The sequence below is a fragment of the Allopontixanthobacter sp. genome (assembly GCF_034376665.1).
Classification (GTDB): Bacteria; Pseudomonadota; Alphaproteobacteria; order Sphingomonadales; family Sphingomonadaceae; genus Allopontixanthobacter.
Genome location: NZ_JAXMJI010000035.1, coordinates 1 through 17,765, shown reverse-complemented (window position 1 = coordinate 17,765; position 17,765 = coordinate 1). Strand labels below are relative to the sequence as shown.

The window sequence follows — 17,765 nt, the reverse complement described above, 5'->3', positions numbered from 1 at the left end:
TTTCACCGCCTGAGGCTTGCGCGACTTCAGTCCTCAAGAGCGCCGAGTTTTGAAGTCAGCGATCTTCACCCCGCCGCCCGTATCTTGTATGGTGCGCACCACCAATTGGGAGAGAACCATGTACCGCTTGATTGCCGGCCTTGTCCTCGCGCTATCGTCCACCGCCGCCGCGGCCGAACCGGCGCCTCCGCCCGATTATTCGTATGAAACGCGGGTGTTACAACTGCCCAAAGGCTCCCGCCCGCATGATGCCTCACCCGGCCGGCCAGGCGAAATCTGGTACACGGCGCAGGGGCAGGGCGCGCTTGGCATCATAGACGTGGGTGACTGGACCTACCGGCAAGTGCCTCTCGGCGAGGAATCTGCACCACACGGCGTCGTTCTCGGGCCTGATGGCAAGGCGTGGATCACCGATAGCGGGCAGAATGCGATCGTTCGCTATGATCCCACTAGCGAGGCGATCGATGTCTGGAAGCTGCCGGAGGGAAATGGTTACACCAATCTCAACACCGGTGCTTTCGACGCCGACGGAGTACACTGGTTTACCGGCCAGAACGGCATTTACGGGAAAGTGGATTCGTCCGGGGCGATGGAAGTGTTCAAGGATCCCGAAGGGCGCGGCCCTTACGGCATCGACGCTTCTCCCGATGGAGGGATCTGGTATGTGTCGCTCGCCGGAAGCCACCTCGCGCAGGTCAGTCGCAAAACCGGCAGCGTTACAGTGATAGAACCGCCGCACGAAGGGGCGGGCCTCCGCCGGGTGTGGGCCGATTCCGCAGGTGATCTCTGGATCAGCGGCTGGAACAGTGGCAAGCTCTACCGCTACCGCCCGTCCAGTAAGCAATGGACCAGCTTCGACCTGCCGGGCGAGCAACCCAAAGCCTATGCGGTTTATGTCGATGAGCGCGACGATGTCTGGGTGACGGACTTCGCCAGCAACAATACTCTGGTTTTCGATCCCGAGAGCGAGCGCTGGATCGCCACCATTCCCGGCAGCGGACCCAACGCCAATGTGCGTCAGATATTGGGTCGCGGGAACCAAGTCTATCTTCCCGAATCCGGCACGGACAGGCTGATGATGGTGACGGTCGGCAAGTGAAAGACGCAGCGTTCCTGCTGCTGGCGACGGGCGCAATTGCCATGCTCGCCGCTCCTGCCGTCATCAGCGCGCAAACCAGCGGAGCAGCGCAGCCAGTTTCAGGCGAGCGCGCATTCCAGAAGTGCTACGCCTGCCACTCGCTGGATGAGCAAGAGGTCGGAGCGCAAGGTCCTTCGCTGAACGAAATTGTCGGCCGGGCAGTCGCTGCTGAACCGGGCTATCCGTATTCGCTTGCGATGCGAAACTATGCTCGGCGGCAGCCTCGCTGGACGCGCGCGGCGCTGGACGCTTTCCTGACCAATCCGCAAGAGGTTGTGCCGGAAAACGATATGGGTTTCTTCGGAATAAGTGACCCTGCCGAGCGTGCCGCTCTGATCGACTATCTCGCTGCGCACTGACACATCGTCACAGCGAATGTCTCTGGTTCGACCAGTCCCAAGGCTTCGGCGCAATTTCCATTCACAGGCGAGGGCCAGACGGGCTCCGCGACAGGATATTACCCTTACCAGGATGGCACTTCCAGCCGGCATCACTCGACTAGTCGCCAACCGTAATATCTGATACCTTTGAACTGGTCGCATTCGAATTCTGGAGGAAAACGAAATGCGCAATTCACTCAGATTGACGTCCGTTGTTTTTGCAGCCCTGACCTGTGGCGGCGTGTCCGCGACGGCACCGAATCCTGCTTTGTCGCCTGAAGCCTTTGCGGCTCTTGATCCGACAATCCCCGGGCGCAAAGCCTGCCGGGCTTTCGACGGGTCGAATGCGGTTCTCGGCGCCCGCCTTCAACTGGCCCGGTCCTTGGCCAATGAACAAGGTTTGGGCTCCGGCTCAATCGGGCTTTATTCCAGCATTGGGCGCTCCGACTTTCCGATGAGCGCGATGGACCCAGAGGCCCGGAAATATTTCGATCAGGGCTTGGCCTTCGCCTATGGATTCAACCATCTCGCCGCCATCCGTTCCTTCAGGCGCGCCCGTGAAATCGAACCGGCTTGCGCCGAGTGCTGGTGGGGCGAGGCGATGGCCAATGGTCCGAATATAAACTCTGCCATGAGCGGCGAGCAGAATCAGGCCGCGCTTGAAGCACTGGCGCAGGCCCGCCGTCTTTCAAGCGAGGCAAGCCCGTTCGCCAAGGAACTGATTGCTGCCCAATCGGCGCGTTATTCCAACGCCGCGAATGCCGATCGCGCTCAGCTTGACCGGGCCTATGCGCAAGCGATGTTGGAGATCGCAGCAAGGCATCCGGCCAGCGATGACCTCGCCGTGCTCGCTGCGGAAGCCGCCATGAACACCAGCCCCTGGAATTACTGGACGGAGAACGGAAGCGCGATGCCGCTCATTTCCGAGGCCGTCGGTCTCATCGAGAAGGTGATGGCCCGGAACCCGGCGCACCCTCAGGCGTCGCACCTTTACATTCACCTGCTGGAGCTACCGGAGCCGAAGAAGGCGGAAGCAGCGGCCGACAGGCTGCGGGCAAGCGGCCCCAAGGCTCTGGCCCATCTCGTGCACATGCCAGCGCATATCTATTATCGTCTTGGGCGGTACGAGGATTCGTTGCAGGCCAACATCGAAGCGGTGGCCGCCGACGAGGCATACCTGCGAGAGGTCGGCGACGATGGCCTGGTCCGGTTCGGCTATTACCCGCATAATGTCCATTTCCTGCTGACTTCGGCCCAGGCGATGGGTGATGTTGCCACCATCGTGAACCAGACGGCGAAGCTGGAAAGCATACTCGATGTCGAGACAGGCAAGGAACTGTACTGGGTCCAGTCGATCTACGCCGCGCCCTATTTCGCCTATGCTCAATATGCATCGCCGCAAGCGACCCTTGCACTGACCAGCACCGCCCACCCGCTCGGCTACGTCGAGGCCATGCGCCATTACGCCAGGGCCGTTGCGCTCAGCGCGGAATCCAATGGCAAGCCCTTCGATGCCGAAGTTGCGGCAATGGGCCGCCTGATAGAATCTGCCGATGTAAAGCAGATGGAAGCGAACGGCTTTCCTGCGCCGCTGATCATCCGTCTTGCTGGCGAGGTCGCAAAAGGCAGGCGGGCACTCGCATTGTCGAGAACTGCAGAAGCCATCCGACACTTCACGAATGCAGCGGAGATGCAAAAGGAAATCCCGTATAACGAACCCCCGTTCTGGTATTACCCTGTCAGCCAGTCGCTGGGCGCTGCCTATTTCAAGGCCGGGCGCTATGAGGATGCGAGGCAGGCTTTCAAGGCGGCCTTGTTCGCCGCCCCAAACAGTGCGCTCGCACTATACGGCCTTGCCCGAACCGAACGAAAGCTCGGCAACAGGCGCGAGACTCAAGCCGCAGAGCAGGCTTTCGAAGCAGTCTGGAAGGGTGACAATTCCTGGCTCGACATGAGCCGGATATAGCCAGCCGGCGGTTGGTTGCAGACTGACTCGATCGTGCCGCGCACACGCATGGTCGAGTCCGAGCGGCTCGACGCGAAGATGCCGGTGAGCTGAGATCTAATGAGAACTACGCGCTGATCGGAATCCAGTCCGCAGAAACCCGGCTGGGACAGGTGCTTCCGTCGAACTTTTTCCGGTAGGTTGCCGAACCGGTATCCGAAATAGTCGTCGATGGGTCCGGTGTTGACCAGATGCCGCCTCGCAACCCTTCATCGGCATTTTAGCACGCTTCAGAGATCATCCTCTTGTTGACACCGTGGCCTTCAGTACCGCGACGTGATGATCCTGTTCTGGGGGGCCGCTAAGCGATGAAAATGTTGAAGGTAGGGGCGGTGCTGGCGTTTGGCCTGCTGGCATGCTTCGGCGTTGTGGCTTCGCAACAGAGCGGGGCATCGCCCGTGCAACGCGGGGAGGGCCTGCCATACGAGCTAACCGGCACTGAAGTGCACGATTTGCCTGATGCAGCACGCGGGATCCCTTATCAGGTATTTGTTGGATTGCCCGCGAGCTACGCCGAAAACCCGCAGCGGCGCTATCCGGTGGTCTATGTCACGGATGCGGACTATGGCTTTGCGATGCTGCGTTCGATCGGCCGGCGGATGAACGGTGAGGGACCGCGCCTGCAGGAATTCATTGTGGTCGGCCTCTCGTATGGAAAGGGGGAGGATTCGATGGCCAGCCGCCGTCGTGACTACACGCCCACGCCAAAGGGCGTAAGCGATGCCCCAGCCGGCGCCGAACACGGACAGTCCCTCCAGTACCGCGACTATCTGCAGGACGCGGTGTTTCCCTTCGTGGAACAGCGCTACCGGACCATGCCGAAGAAGCGCATTTATGTCGGTCATTCCTATGGCGGCCTACTTGGGGCGCAGATCCTTCTCACTCGGCCCCAAATGTTCAGCGGTTATTTGCTTGGCAGCCCATCATTCTGGTTCGACCAGCGCTACCTGCTCAAACAGACACCCGCGCTTCTTGAGCAGCACAAGGACCTTGATGCAGACGTCTACATGTATGTCGGTGAATTCGAAGAATTGCGGCAAGGTGACCGGCGATATAATCAGGAGGTAGACATGGTCCGCGACAATGCGGACTTTGCCGCGATGCTGCGAGAGCGGGGATATCCCGGGCTCGACTTGAGAGACGAGGTGCTGGCAGCGGAAGATCATCTCTCGGTTGCGCCGAGGGGGTTCACACAAGGGCTGTTGCATCTTCTTAATGCTGATGATGCTGTGCGATGACATGATTGCTGGGCTCTCTGTCAAAGCAAATGCACCGAGGTAGCGGACGTCGTCGGATCAACAGGGCAGGGTGATGCCCGAACCAAGTCTCGCCAGCCCGTTCCCGCTCTTGAACTCCTCCCCCGAATGATCCGGCCGCTGTTTGTGATGGATGTTTTCGCTGAGGCTACTCTTCCAATTGCACGAAGACGCATAACCTTTGTTAGTCCATTGTAATTCAGGGAACTTTCCAATCGGCCATGCCTTCCAGTGATGCGATCTGGAAGGAGATTATCATGGTGCAGTCGATCGGAAGTGGAGCGGAACACGGCGGTGAGAGCGTCCGTAGAGACAGCGCCGAAGCAAGGCGCGGGAAGTCGGCGAAGAGCTGCGGCAAAAGAAGGATGGTGCGGTTGACCGAGCCAAACAGCAAATGCAGCAGGACCAGCCGATGACCCGCCAGTAATATGGTTTGGCGTTCCACCTATGCAGGCACCGAAGGACATGTACAGCGCGCCGTCTGACATCAACGCTATCCTCACGCGCGAGGCTCGACAGCTCGCCGCACGATTGCTCGAAACTGCGGACCGGAAGGGCCTGAACATAGCGACCGCCGAGAGCTGTACCGGCGGTCTTCTGTCCACAATTCTGACGGACGTTCCGGGCGTAAGCCACTGTTTCGAATGCGGCTTTGTCGTCTATTCGGACTCGGCCAAGTCACGCCTGCTGGGGATTTCGCCGGAACTGCTTGAGATTCACGGAGCTGTCAGCAAGCCCGTGGCGATTGAAATGGCGGAAAAGGCGCTCGAGAGATGCAAAGCCCAGGCGGCCCTTTCCATAACGGGCTTTGCCGGACCGGGCGGGGCAGGTGACGAGGAGGGTCTGGTGCATTTTGCAGTGGCCAGAGACTCGCAGATGACTGTGCATCGGGAAGAGCATTTCGGCCCCAGCGGCCGCGACCGCATCAGGACCGATGCGCTGCAAACCGGATTGCAGTTGCTGGCGCATTCGGTCGAGGCGGCATGAAAAGGAACAGGATATGTCGAAAAAGGATAGGAAGAAGCCGACCTTCCAGCCACCGACAATCTTAGCCAGAACAGTCAACTGGCCAATTCAATCCGCAACCAGTCCGTGGTTTCGCCGGAGGATTATCCGCCGGAACAGCGCAATCCGGAAAAGAACACTCCGAACGGGGGCGATCGAAAGCGGTCCGGTCAGGGGCGCGCAGAACGGAAAGAGGGCTGATCGGAGTCGGTGCCACTCAGCGTCGGCAAACTGTTGCAGCTTGAGCGCATCCCCCCCGGGTGTCAGGGCCGATTCCGCCATTCCTCGTTGCGCGCAGGTTCCTCTTTCGCCAGGCGGCGCGACACGACTGCCGTCTGGGAGATGAAGAGCACGATCAGGATCGCTCCGACAATACCGACAAAAATGTCGAAGCCGGAGAAGTCTCCGAACAATCCCGGGCCGTGACCGAACGCCATCATCGCCAGCGTAAGGCCGATCAGGATGAAGCGCAGTTCCGTCGGTCCGGCGTTGAGATAGGACAGCTTAAGTTCGCCAATCACCCGCACGGACAGGAACGCATGGATCGATAGCAGCAGATATCCTGCCAGCGCGACCAGCGCGAATTCGAGCGTCACATAAGGACTGAGCCCGATACCGACGACCAGCATGGTGGTCGCCAGTCCGTCGCAGCTGTGATCGAGGAAATAGCCGTACCGAGGGCGCTCTATCTTCCGAAACCGGGCGAGGCTGCCGTCGGTGCTGTCGCCGAACCACTGCACAGCATATCCTGCAATCGCCAACCACAGCCATTCCTCGGCAATATTGCTGAACACATAGCCGAGGAAGATCAGCACGGCCCCGGCGATGCCGATGAACGTCAGCATATCGGGCGTGACCCATCGCGGCAGCCGTTTGCAAATCCAGTTCAGCAGCCGGCGCTCCGAACGGGCCAGCACATTCTCCTGGATCCGGTGAATCGGCTTGAGGGTAGTTGGCGTCTCGCTCACGGCAATCTTTCATTGGAGCCGACCGACACGGCCTGATCTGGAATGCCGCCTACAGGAAACTTTTCACAAATGCGAATTAGGACGGGTTCGATGAAACACCAGTCCCGCGACAGCCTGCTCCCGAAAAGCCGAGCCTACCATCTATTCGGATTCAGCCTGCCGCGCTGCCTTGCGGAACAGCCAGGCAGACAGAAGCCAGCCCGCGGTCCAGACCACGACAAAGACCCAGGCAATTTCGCCCTGAAGATGAATGATCAGTCCGACCATCATCTGGGCGGCGGCGGTGGCGGTCATTGCCGCTGCCATGCCGCGCGCCCGAAACCGCGCGCCAATCGCGCCAAACAGTGCCAGCAGGGGGATGAGGTCGAACCAGAGATTGATCAGGCGACCTTCGTTGCCCACGATGCCTACCGCGCCGTTGATCCACAGCATGACCAGCCCGGCCCCCAGGGCGACAGCCGCGCCGCTGCGATAGGCCCAGCTACCACTGGCGCGGACCGCCATCTCGAACGCCAGCCCGACGCCGCCGAGCATCACTATCGCGAAGAGGAAATCTTCGCCGGTCCAGTTCACCTCGCTGGTGAACTGCATGGCGATTGCCGGCAGCGCGACCAGTCCGGCGATTGTGCCCCAACCCAAGATCCGCCAGGGATTGAGCAGCGAGCGAGCGGGTGTTGCGGTGTTCTTGTTCATTGTCTTGCCTCATGTGTGATTACGCCCCATCACTGCCCCAACAAAGGGGTGAGCGGCATGAGGCAAAAGTGAGCAATTGCTGAAATGAGCCAATCTCTCGTGCGTTTCGGCCCCTATCAGCTCGATCTGGCCGATCGCCGGCTTTCGCGCGGCGGGCAGACGGTCGATCTTAACGCGCGGTATCTGGATGCTCTGATCCTGCTGGTTGCGGCTGAAGGAAAGCTCGTTGCCAAGGACCGATTCATGGACGAGGTGTGGCGCGGCATTCCGGTTACCGACGAAGCGCTGACTCAGGCCATCCGCACGCTGCGGCGGGCGCTGGGGGACAGCGCGGCCTCTCCGCAATTCATCGAGACGGTTCCCAAACACGGATACCGCTTCATCGCCCCGGTCGAGTGGTCGGCCAGAGCGGTCGAGGAAAGCGACGGGCAGGCCGCACAGGCCGCCACCCGCAATACCGAAGCGCCACATTCGGCGTTTGCCCGGATGACCCTTGCGGGTTGCGGCGGTGCGATCACTGCGGGTGCGCTGGTGGGGCTGCTCTACGGCTTTATCGGCGCTGCTCAGCCGTCTGACGGCAGCGGCAGCGCGGTGTCCATATTGCTCGTTCTGATCGTGGTATCGACGCTTTCCGCTGGCGTGGCAGGCGCAGGCATCTCCGCAGGTCTGGCCGCCTCCCGCTTTATCCCGTCGCCGAACGCCTGGTGGACAGTGATCGGCGGATCGCTGGGCGGAATGGCCGTGGGTGCCTTCGCCAATTTGCTTGGGAACGACCTCTTCCGGCTGCTGTTCGGCCGCGCTCCGGGTGCTTTCGCGGGCGCGTTGGAGGGGCTTGTTCTGGGCGCAGCGATAGGACTGGCGACGCTGTACACCGGCAGGGCGGTGTTCCACCGTTTGGCGCTCGCAGGACTGCTGGGGCTATGCGCTGGAATCCTGATAACGCTGGTCGATGGACGGATGATGGCAGGCAGCCTGCAGGAACTGGTCAGCGCGTTTCCCACGTCGCGCTACCGTCTCGACGCGATTGGCCAGATGTTTGGAGAGGATGGGCTGGGCCCGGTTGGCAGGGCCGTGACAGCGGGCTTTGAAGGCGCAATCTTCTCCGCCGGCATGGTGTGGGCCCTGGGCCGGGCGGCTGCCGGGTCAAGCGCCCGTTCCGGCGCGCAGGATGAATCTGGGCAGAATGCTGGACCACTGTAACTCGGTTATCCCGGCCTGACATTCCGGTAGATTCCTACGTAAATTCGCGGCTAATTGCCGCGGAACCCTTTGGCCAGTGGTCGGTAATAGCAATACCGGCGGCTCGGCAGGGAGTTATGGTCATAGAACCCCTGCTCACCGCCGCCAAAAATCCTGCGGCCAATCGCCTGCATCGTCTCGGGAACAATCGCGATGAACAGCAATGACGGGCAGTTAGCGCCTGGTAACGAAAAGCCGACGTCTCGGCAGAAGGAGCAAATCAAACCCGTTCTGCGCATCGCTCAGGTTGCTCCTCTGGCGGAAAGCTGCCCGCCCAAACTCTATGGGGGAACGGAACGGATCGTTCATTTCCTTACTGAAGAACTTGTCCGCCAGGGACATCACGTCACGTTGTTTGCGTCTGGCGACTCCACGACACGTGCCGAACTTGTTCCATGTGTGCAGCAAGCATTGCGCCTGATCGATGGTGCTATCAATCTGGTGCCGCATCACCTTGCGATGGTCGAAGGCATACGCCGCCGGTTGGATGAATTCGATATCGTGCATTTCCACATCGATCTGGTCCACTACCCGGCGGTCATCCACTGGAACACGCCGACGCTGACCACGTTGCACGGGCGCCTGGACATCCCGGATATTTTTGGTTGCTACCGGGCATTCTCGCAAGTGCCGCTGGTCTCCATCTCGGACTATCAGCGAAAACCTTTACCGCCAGTCAATTGGGTGGACACCGTGTATCATGGTTTGCCGCCGCAGTTGCTTCCGTTCAATCCCGCAAGTGGCGATTACCTGGTGTTCCTGGGCCGTATATCTCCCGAAAAGCGGCCCGACCGGGCGATCGAGATCGCGGTAAAGGCCGGTATGCCGCTCAAGATCGCTGCCAAGATCGACAAGGTGGACGAGGCGTATTGGAACGATCAGATCCGGCCGATGGTTGATGCGCATGGTTGCGTCGAATATATCGGGGAAATCGACGAGCGGCAGAAGTCCGATCTGCTCGGCAACGCTGCGGCGCTGCTGTTTCCGATCGACTGGCCGGAGCCGTTCGGCCTCGTCATGATCGAGGCGATGTCATGCGGAACGCCGGTCATTGCATGGAAGAACGGGTCGGTGCCCGAAGTCGTGGAGGACGGCGTGAGCGGGCGCATTGTGGGCAGTATGGACGAAGCGATAGCCGCAGTTTCCGAGGTACTGGCGTTCGACCGTGCCAAGGTCCGCTCCCGCTTTGACGCGCGTTTCACAGTCGGGCGGATGGCAAAGGATTATTTGCGGATTTACGATCAGCTGATCGCCGAAACTGAAGAATTGCGCCGCGGATGACCGGCTGCCCGCTGCCTGGAGGTTTGGCATCAATTGCGCCGCTCGTCGCTGTTGAGCCGCTGGCCTCTGGAACCTTGAAGCAACCCATCACGGAGCAGGAACAGGATCGGCAGTATGCCCACAGATGACGTAGAACCCGCGAGCGCCCTGCATCAGGTGCAGCCCGCAAGTTCGATCCAGGACCGCGATCTGCGCGCGGTCAAACATGGCGATGCTTTCGCCTTGTTGGACCCGCATGGCGATATCGTTGCCAGCGAATGCGCGCCGGAGGGGATCTATTTTCGCGACACCCGCCACCTGTGCTTCTGGCGGCTGACGATATGCGGAACCTATCCGATGCTTCTGGGCTCGGCAGTTGACGACCGTGTCGACGCGATGATTTCGGATCTGACCAACGCCCGCCTGACAAACCGGCAGGGCGATCGCGTCCGTAACGAAGTACTTCATTTCGGCCGGACCCTGTTCCTGTACCACGGCAGCGCATACGAACGTCTATCTGTGCGCAATTTCGACGAGAGCGCCGTCAGCTTCAGTTTCGAGTACACGCTCGGAACGGATTTTCGGGATATGTTCGAAGTGCGCGGTGACACGCGCAAAAGACGCGGCGAGATGGCCCAGCCGGTCACCGGTGAAAGCACGATCGACTATTTCTATACCGGGCTCGACGAAATCGAACGGCGCTCCTCGATAATTTTTGAACCTGCCCCCGATTACCTGTCGTCCCAGAAGGTGCGCTTCGACGTGACCCTTGCCCCCGGTGAGCGCAAGGTATTCTATACCCGTATTGCTCTGGACGGGAGCGCAGCCACGAATCCGACACGGGCCTATCTGGAATCGTACCGCGCGTTGCGGGCGGGCAGACGCAAGGCGCTGGATCGTCGGCCACTTATCCGATCATCCAGCAGTGCATTCGACGAGATGACTTCGCGCGCGATCGCCGATGTTACCACGCTGACCACGGAATCGCCGCAAGGGCCCGTCGCCTATGCCGGTATCCCCTGGTATTGTACGCTTTTCGGCCGGGATTCCCTGATCACGGCGCTCCAGATGCTGTGGTACGATCCTTCCCTGGCGCGGGGCACCTTGCTTCGGCTTGGTGAATTGCAGGCGCTGACCGACGATCCCGAAGCTGACGCGGAACCGGGCAAGATCCTTCACGAAATCCGCTGCGGCGAAATGGCAAATACGGGTGAGGTGCCTTTTCGCAAATATTACGGCAGTGTCGATTCCACGCCCCTGTTCCTGTTCCTGGCTGGCGAGTATTTTCGGCGGACGCAAGACAATGAGACCATCGATCGCCTGTGGCCCAACATTCAAGCCGCCGCAGGATGGATCGAGGATTCAGGTGATCGCGACGGCGACGGCTTCTTCGAATACGGACGCCGAAATCAGGGTGGGCTGCGCAACCAGGGTTGGAAAGACAGCCACGATGCGATCTCGCATCGCGACGGAAGGCTGGCCGAAGGGCCGATCGCACTCGTGGAGATGCAGGCCTATGTCTACGGCGCCTGGCGCGCAATGCACGAACTGTCGCGCGCCCGCGGTGAAGGGAATGCTGCCTGCGAATGGCTGGAAAAGGCGGAGGATCTGAAGCGCCGCTTCGCGGAATCGTTCTTCGACAGCGATCTTGGTTGCTACGTGCTTGCGCTCGATGGCGACAAGAACGCCTGCCGGGTCATTTCGTCCAACGCCGGCCATGCGCTGCTGACGGGCATTGCCAGTCAGGAACACGCAGAGGCTGTGGCCGACCGCCTGCTCAGGCCCGACTGCTTTTCAGGCTGGGGCATCCGGACGCTTTCCCGTGACGAGGAGCGGTACAATCCGATGAGCTATCACAATGGCTCGATCTGGCCGCATGACAATGCGCTGATCGCGTCGGGATTTTCCCGTTACGGACTGCAAGGTGCTGTAGACAAGGTGTTCACAGCGCTGTTCGACGCATCGTTCTACTTCGAACAACAGCGGTTTCCCGAACTGTTCTGCGGTTTCGGCCGCAAGTGGGGGCGGGGGCCTACGCTGTACCCGGTCGCCTGTGCGCCGCAGGCATGGTCCAGTGCAGCGCCGCTCTACCTGACCCAGTCCATGCTCGGCATGTCGGTCTGCGCGCCGCGCGATGTCCATTTCGACACGCCCCAGCTGCCGTGCTTCCTCTCAAAGCTGTCGCTCGACGGATTGATGTGCGGCGCGGAAAGCCTGGATCTCGATGTACAGTCGCTTGGCCCGGCAACCAGCGTGTCGGTTCGCAGGGCCGACGCTCTCATAAACGTCTCCGTAGCTCTCTGAGGCACCTTGCCGCCACTGACGGGCAAGCAGAAAATCAAACAACGTCAGCGATTTTGTGCCTTATACCGCACGGTGACCATGGCGTTCCGCAATACAGGCTTGGTTAGCCGCGGTCATTCCGATCCGGCCGGCGATCGAGCCGAAGCTGTCGGAGCAACCCTCCAGACCGTGTTGGAGACGTCATCGGCCACGAACAGCGCGCCCCGACGGGGGTCAAACGCTACCCCGACCGGTCGGCCGCGGGCATGTCCGTCCTTCAGGAACCCGGTGACCAGATCGATCGGCTTGCCCGACGGGCGGCCATTGGTGAAGGGGACGAACACGACCTTGTAGCCGGACGGATCGCTGCGGTTCCAGCTGCCATGCTGCCCGACGAACGCGCCCTCGGCAAATTCGCCGCCAAGTCCGCCGCCTTCGGCGAAGTCGAGACCGAGCGCCGCCACGTGCGAGCCGAGCGCATAATCCGGGACCAGGGCTTTCTTCACCAGATCGGGACGCTGCGGGCGGATGCGCGGATCGATATTGCGGCCGTAGTAGCTATAGGGCCACCCGTAGAAGCCGCCCTCGCGCACAGAGGTCAGGTAATCGGGCACCAGCTGCGGACCGAGTTCGTCGCGTTCGTTGACCACGCTCCAGAGCTGCCCGGTCGAAGGGTTGAAATCGAGAGCCGTGGGATTGCGTAGGCCGGAAGCGAAGATTCGGCTTGCCCCTGTCTCGCGGTCTATCTCCCAGATCACGGCGCGGTTTTCCTCCACATCCATGCCGCGCTCACCGACATTGCTGTTGGATCCGATGCCGACATACAGCTTCGAGCCGTCCGGGCTGGCCGTCATCGCCTTGGTCCAGTGGTGGTTGATCACCGCGGGCAATTTGGTGAGTTCTGTTCCAGGTCCGTCGATGCTGGTCGCGCCTTCGGTATAGGCAAAGCTGACCAGATTGTCCTGATTGGCGACATAAAGCGTGCCGTCGACAAAGGCTAAACCGTAGGGTGCGTCCAACCCATCGATGAACGTGGTTTGCAGATCGGTTTGTCCATCGCCGTCGCTGTCGCGAAGCAGGGTGATCCGGTCACCCCCTTTGACCGAGCTCTTTCCGCGCTTCTTGATCAGACCGGCGATTATGTCCTTGGGCCGGACGGATGGCGCGTTTCCGCCCGACCCTTCGGCAACCAGGAGGTCGCCGTTCGGAAGGATCAGCAGCTGGCGCGGAATCTTCAGGTTCTCCGCGAGCGGGGTCACCGTAAAACCGGCGGGGACGGTCGGAAGTTCACCGCCCCATCCAGCGGGCGTCGGAATGGTCATCGCGGGCAGCAGCACATCGTTCTGCGCAGGCAGCTCCGGGCGCGGGCCGACCTGTTCGATGTCGGGGTCGCTGTCCGCCTGACAAGCGGTGAGCGCGAAGGCGAGCGGCGCAATTGAATAGAGCAAGCGTCTCATCACCGTGTCTCCCCATGATAAGTCGAACCGTAAGCGATGAACGCCGCCACCAACGCCAGAAGCGAACAGACAATCGACATCGCCAGCCCGAACGTGCCGACCGAATGCCACCCGTCCCGCGCGTGCTGGAGAGAGTTCAGAAAGCCCACTGCGAACATGATCGCGATGATGACCAGATACAGAATGCCGCGGCCCCGCGCATGGCGCGCCCGTCCCGCGAACAGGCTGATCACTGCCCAGACCAGCACCAGCGCGGCAAAGAAATTCGCCCCGACCAGCAACCATGACGAAAAATTCGCCCACTGGATCACCGCGGTGTTGAGATAGGTAACGTCGGACAGCAGCGCAGCCGGATAGAGTGCTACCGGAAACGCAAGGAAGATACCGTGCAGCGGGTTGATAAAGGGCCGGACCGGCCGCGTTGGTGAATCCATCAGCAACTCTCCTGTTCGAAGTAGCCACGGTGCACAGCGCGCACGCACCGCGCGGCAATATCGTTTCTACGAATGAAGCCGCGGAAAGTGCCGGAATTACCATCCTTTTGCAGGTCCGCTCCGGGATATCCAAGGAGCGCGGCGAGGTTTTGGAAGTCAGGTAGCTAGCTCCCCACTGTCATTGTGCGTACATACAGCTGGTGTAGGGAAGCACAGGGCCCCCTACCTGCCGGAGTCGTTTCTTGAACCAGATTACCGCCACCGATCGCCGCCGTTTCTTGACCGCTACCGGCACCGCCTTTGCCGCCTTGCTGGCAAGCGGTTGCGAAGCCCGTTCCCGGTCCATCGGGCGTTCATTCGCAGGCGGCGGCTATGGCCCCCTGGTTGCCGATCCTGCGGGCCTGCTCGATTTGCCGCAGGGGTTTTCCTACCGGGTGATCTCAAAACTGGGCGACAGGATGGCGGACGGGCTGACGGTGCCGGACCGTGCTGACGGCATGGGCTGCTTCGATTTGGGCGGCGGCAAGCTGGCGCTGGTGCGGAACCACGAATTGATGCCGGACAACGATCCGGGCGGGGCGATACCTTTCGGATACGACACCTTGGACGGCAAGGTGATGGCCGGCGGTACCACCACGCTGGTGCTGGATGCGGCCACCCTCAAGGTGGAACAGGAATACCGCTCGCTCGCCGGAACAATCCGCAATTGCGCGGGCGGTGTTACTCCCTGGGGCAGCTGGCTGACCTGCGAGGAAGCGGTCATTCCTGCATCCGACCGGAACGGGAAGAGCCACGGCTGGGTGTTCGAAGTTCCCGCCAATGCCGGCGAGTTGGTGAACCCCGCACCGCTGAAGGCGCTCGGCCGCTTCAACCACGAAGCCGCGGCTGTCGATCCCGCCACCGGCCATGTCTATGAAACCGAGGATCGCGGCGACAGCCTGCTGTACCGCTTTGTTCCCAAGGTTCCTGGCAAACTGGCCGAAGGCGGCAAACTGCAGGCGCTGGCGCTGACAGACGGCACCACCGACAGCCGCAATTGGGATAGTGCGACGATGAAAGTCGGCGATCTGCATCCGGTCCGCTGGATCGACCTCGACGATGTCGAAGCACCCGAGGATGATTTGCGTAAGCGCGGCGCGGCCGAAGGTGCGGTGCTATTTGCGCGGGGCGAAGGCATCCACATGGGCGACGGCGAGCTGTATTTCTGCTGCACCAACGGCGGCGCTGCCAAGCTTGGGCAGGTGTTTCGCCTGCGGCCCGGCAAGAACGGCGGTCCCGATGCGCTCACCCTGTTTTTCGAATCGACCTCGCCCGATCAATTTAACTATGGCGACAATCTGACGGTTGCGGCGAACGGCCATCTGATCGTGTGCGAGGATCAATACACCGATACCGTATCCAATCACCTGCGCGGCATCACCCCGCAAGGGGTAGCTTATCCGCTGGCGTTGCTGCGGGAGCAAACAGAACCGGCAGGTGCATGTTTCTCGCCCGACGGAAAAATCCTGTTCGTCAATTCCTATAGTCCCACAGCGACACTCGCGATTACCGGACCCTGGATGACCTGAAAATTCGCGCTGGCAGCGCCATGCTGTAGAGCCCGACCGCGCGGCAAGCCGCCGCCGGTCCGGTGAGCTTGCGCGCGCGCTAACATTTATCAACCGGTTGTTTTTAAGGAACTACGCGCCGGAGCATTCGTTCTCGGGAGGAGCCCAATACTGGAGAGCGTGATGACCGATACAGCCGTTGCCGACGCAGCCAAGCCCCCGTTTCCGGAACAACAACAGCAAGTCCCCGGCAAAACCGCTCAGATGGCTCCGGTGCCCGATCATGGCGAAGAAAGCTACCGCGGTCACGGGCGACTTCACGGGAAGGCCGCGATAATTACCGGCGGCGACAGCGGTATCGGCCGTGCGGTAGCAATTGCCTTCGCGCGCGAAGGGGCCGACGTTCTCGTTTCCTACCTTTGCGAGGATGAAGACGCTGCCGAGACCCGAAAATGGGTAGAAAAGGCCGGACAGAAATGCGCTCTGGCTGCCGGCGATATCAGCGATCCTGAGCATTGCCGCGAGGTGGTCAAAACCGCGGTGTCCGAATTCGGCAAAGTGGACATCCTGGTCAACAACGCCGCGCATCAGATGAGTTTTGAAAATCTCGAGGACATTCCGGACGAGGAATGGCAGCAGACCTTCGCCACCAATATCCACGCGATGTTCTATCTCGCGAAAGCAGCGCTCCCGCACATGGGCGAGGGCGGGTCGATCATCAACACCGCCTCGATCAACTCCGACAAGCCGAATCCGTCACTACTTCCCTATGCCACCACCAAGGGTGCCATCCAGAACTTTACGGCGGGCCTTGCACAATTGCTTGCCGACAAGAAAGTCCGAGTCAATTGTGTCGCCCCCGGACCAGTCTGGACGCCGCTGATCCCCGCGACCATGCCGAAGGATACCGTCGCCGAATTCGGGAAAGACTATCCGATCGGCAGGCCGGCACAGCCCGCAGAACTCGCCCCGCCCTATGTGATGCTGGCGAGTGACGAGGCGAGTTATATTTCGGGCGCGACCGTGGCCGTGACCGGCGGCAAACCGATGATCTGATCCGCGACACCAGAGGAGACGGAGAATGCCCCAAGGCGACAAGTCGAGTTATACCGACAAGCAGAAGCGCAAAGCCCAGCATATCGAGGAAAGCTACGAAGATCGCGGCGTCGGCAAGGGGGAGGCCGAGCGCCGCGCCTGGGCGACGGTCAACAAGGAATCCGGTGGAGGCAACAAATCGGGCTCCGGGCGGGGAAAGAAGGACACCCACGAAAGTTCGCGCAAAGGCGGGAAGAAGAGCGGATCGAGCTGACGACCGCACGGGGTTCCCGGAGTTAGCGCGGCCCTGTCTCGGCGCTGCTCAGCGCCCTGGCATCGCGAGGCGGCGATCAACTGCAGAATCGCGATCGCTTTTCGACGCTGTTCTAGCCCTTATGCGTGACCGTTCGCCAATTGCATTCCCGGCTTGAGGACCACCTTCGTCCAGCTGTCCTGTTCCTCCTTGAAATTCCGGTAACCCTTGACCGCTTCATCGAGCGGCAAACGGTGGCTGATGAGGAATGTGGTATCCAGCGTACCGTCCTCGATCTTCTCGAGCAGCGGCCTGGTGTATTTCTGCACATGGGTCTGGCCCGAACGGACCTGCAGACCCTTTTCCATGAGCGCGCCGAGAGGGAATTTATCCGTCATCCCGCCGTAGACGCCGGGGATGGATACCTTTCCGCCGAACCGCACGGCCAGAAGCGCCTGCTTCAGCGCACCGGCACGGTCCGCCCCGACGCCGACCTTCTGTTTCACGATGTCGATCATGTTGTCGACGGCAAAACCGTGCGCTTCCATGCCGACCGCGTCGATCACCGCGTCCACCCCCAGCCCGCCGGACATTTCCATCAGCGCTTCGCGGACGTCGGTGCCGCGGAAGTCGATGATCTCGGCGCCAAGCTGCTTCGCCAGTTCGAGCCGGTGGGGATAGTGATCGATGGCGATAACTTTTGCCGCACCCATCACGAGTGCGGACTGGATCGCGAACAGGCCCACTGGGCCGCAGCCCCATACTGCAACCGTATCATCGGGCTGGATGTCGGCGTTTTCCGCGCCCATCCA

General features: G+C 60.9%; 18 protein-coding genes. 11 read left to right on the top strand and 7 right to left on the bottom strand.

The features are described 5' to 3' along the window. Positions 1-118: 118 nt before the first annotated feature. The 4 genes from U0988_RS03670 to U0988_RS03655 all read left to right on the top strand — a co-directional run bounded on the left by U0988_RS03670 (position 119) and on the right by U0988_RS03655 (position 4,761). Complete coding sequence (locus U0988_RS03670; RefSeq protein WP_322291289.1) at positions 119-1,099, top strand: lyase; 981 nt, start codon at positions 119-121, stop codon at positions 1,097-1,099. Further along, positions 1,096-1,497 carry a c-type cytochrome gene (locus U0988_RS03665; RefSeq protein WP_322291288.1) on the top strand — a complete coding sequence of 134 codons (402 nt, stop codon included), beginning with the start codon at positions 1,096-1,098 and terminating at the stop codon, positions 1,495-1,497. The genes U0988_RS03670 and U0988_RS03665 overlap by 4 nt, the downstream gene beginning before the upstream one ends. A gap of 475 nt (positions 1,498-1,972) precedes the next feature. Beyond that, positions 1,973-3,484, top strand: a complete 1,512-nt coding sequence (locus tag U0988_RS03660; RefSeq protein ID WP_322291287.1) for a tetratricopeptide repeat protein — start codon at positions 1,973-1,975, stop codon at positions 3,482-3,484. A gap of 347 nt (positions 3,485-3,831) precedes the next feature. After that, positions 3,832-4,761: an alpha/beta hydrolase gene (locus U0988_RS03655; RefSeq protein ID WP_322291286.1), complete on the top strand. Its 930-nt coding sequence runs from the start codon at positions 3,832-3,834 to the stop codon at positions 4,759-4,761. Between the two features lie 217 nt (positions 4,762-4,978). Here U0988_RS03655 and U0988_RS03650 read toward each other — a convergent pair whose 3' ends face one another. Continuing rightward, a complete protein-coding gene (locus U0988_RS03650; protein WP_322291285.1) occupies positions 4,979-5,224 on the bottom strand; it encodes a hypothetical protein in 246 nt (81 codons plus the stop codon). A 2-nt stretch (positions 5,225-5,226) separates the two neighbouring features. Here U0988_RS03650 and U0988_RS03645 point away from each other — a divergent pair, with 2 nt between their 5' ends. Beyond that, positions 5,227-5,766 (top strand): CinA family protein, encoded by a 540-nt coding sequence (locus U0988_RS03645; protein ID WP_322291284.1) that lies wholly within the window; start codon positions 5,227-5,229, stop codon positions 5,764-5,766. A 281-nt stretch (positions 5,767-6,047) separates the two neighbouring features. Here U0988_RS03645 and U0988_RS03640 read toward each other — a convergent pair whose 3' ends face one another. Next, a complete protein-coding gene (locus U0988_RS03640; protein WP_322291283.1) occupies positions 6,048-6,752 on the bottom strand; it encodes a CDP-alcohol phosphatidyltransferase family protein in 705 nt (234 codons plus the stop codon). Positions 6,753-6,893: 141 nt separating this feature from the next. Further along, a complete protein-coding gene (locus U0988_RS03635; RefSeq protein ID WP_322291282.1) occupies positions 6,894-7,445 on the bottom strand; it encodes a hypothetical protein in 552 nt (183 codons plus the stop codon). Positions 7,446-7,529: 84 nt separating this feature from the next. Between U0988_RS03635 and U0988_RS03630 the strand changes: the two genes are divergently transcribed. Further along, entirely contained in the window at positions 7,530-8,645 is a 1,116-nt protein-coding gene (locus tag U0988_RS03630; protein ID WP_322291281.1) for a transcriptional regulator, read from the top strand. A gap of 50 nt (positions 8,646-8,695) precedes the next feature. Here the strand turns inward: U0988_RS03630 and U0988_RS03625 are convergent, their stop codons facing one another. After that, complete coding sequence (locus U0988_RS03625; protein ID WP_322291280.1) at positions 8,696-8,848, bottom strand: hypothetical protein; 153 nt, start codon at positions 8,846-8,848, stop codon at positions 8,696-8,698. A 67-nt stretch (positions 8,849-8,915) separates the two neighbouring features. Here U0988_RS03625 and U0988_RS03620 point away from each other — a divergent pair, with 67 nt between their 5' ends. Continuing rightward, complete coding sequence (locus tag U0988_RS03620; protein WP_322291304.1) at positions 8,916-9,965, top strand: glycosyltransferase family 4 protein; 1,050 nt, start codon at positions 8,916-8,918, stop codon at positions 9,963-9,965. Positions 9,966-10,079: 114 nt separating this feature from the next. Further along, positions 10,080-12,248: an amylo-alpha-1,6-glucosidase gene (locus tag U0988_RS03615; RefSeq protein WP_322291279.1), complete on the top strand. Its 2,169-nt coding sequence runs from the start codon at positions 10,080-10,082 to the stop codon at positions 12,246-12,248. 113 nt (positions 12,249-12,361) lie between these two features. Here U0988_RS03615 and U0988_RS03610 read toward each other — a convergent pair whose 3' ends face one another. After that, entirely contained in the window at positions 12,362-13,684 is a 1,323-nt protein-coding gene (locus U0988_RS03610; RefSeq protein ID WP_322291278.1) for a sorbosone dehydrogenase family protein, read from the bottom strand. Next, a complete protein-coding gene (locus U0988_RS03605) occupies positions 13,684-14,118 on the bottom strand; it encodes a DUF2231 domain-containing protein (protein ID WP_322291277.1) in 435 nt (144 codons plus the stop codon). Before U0988_RS03605 ends, U0988_RS03610 begins: the two co-directional genes overlap by 1 nt. Positions 14,119-14,360: 242 nt before the next feature. On the opposite strand from U0988_RS03605, the gene U0988_RS03600 reads away from it, so the two are divergent. The 3 genes from U0988_RS03600 (at position 14,361) to U0988_RS03590 (ending at position 16,974) form a co-directional block, all read left to right on the top strand. Next, the gene (locus tag U0988_RS03600) at positions 14,361-15,686 is read left to right on the top strand and encodes an alkaline phosphatase PhoX (RefSeq protein WP_322291276.1); all 1,326 of its coding nucleotides are present in this window, start codon (positions 14,361-14,363) and stop codon (positions 15,684-15,686) included. 162 nt (positions 15,687-15,848) lie between these two features. Beyond that, positions 15,849-16,721 (top strand): glucose 1-dehydrogenase, encoded by an 873-nt coding sequence (locus tag U0988_RS03595; RefSeq protein WP_322291275.1) that lies wholly within the window; start codon positions 15,849-15,851, stop codon positions 16,719-16,721. A 25-nt stretch (positions 16,722-16,746) separates the two neighbouring features. After that, complete coding sequence (locus tag U0988_RS03590; RefSeq protein ID WP_322291274.1) at positions 16,747-16,974, top strand: plasmid stabilization protein; 228 nt, start codon at positions 16,747-16,749, stop codon at positions 16,972-16,974. A gap of 119 nt (positions 16,975-17,093) precedes the next feature. Here U0988_RS03590 and U0988_RS03585 read toward each other — a convergent pair. Beyond that, on the bottom strand, positions 17,094-17,765 hold a 672-nt coding region (locus U0988_RS03585), incomplete at its 5' end, for a zinc-binding dehydrogenase (protein ID WP_322291273.1).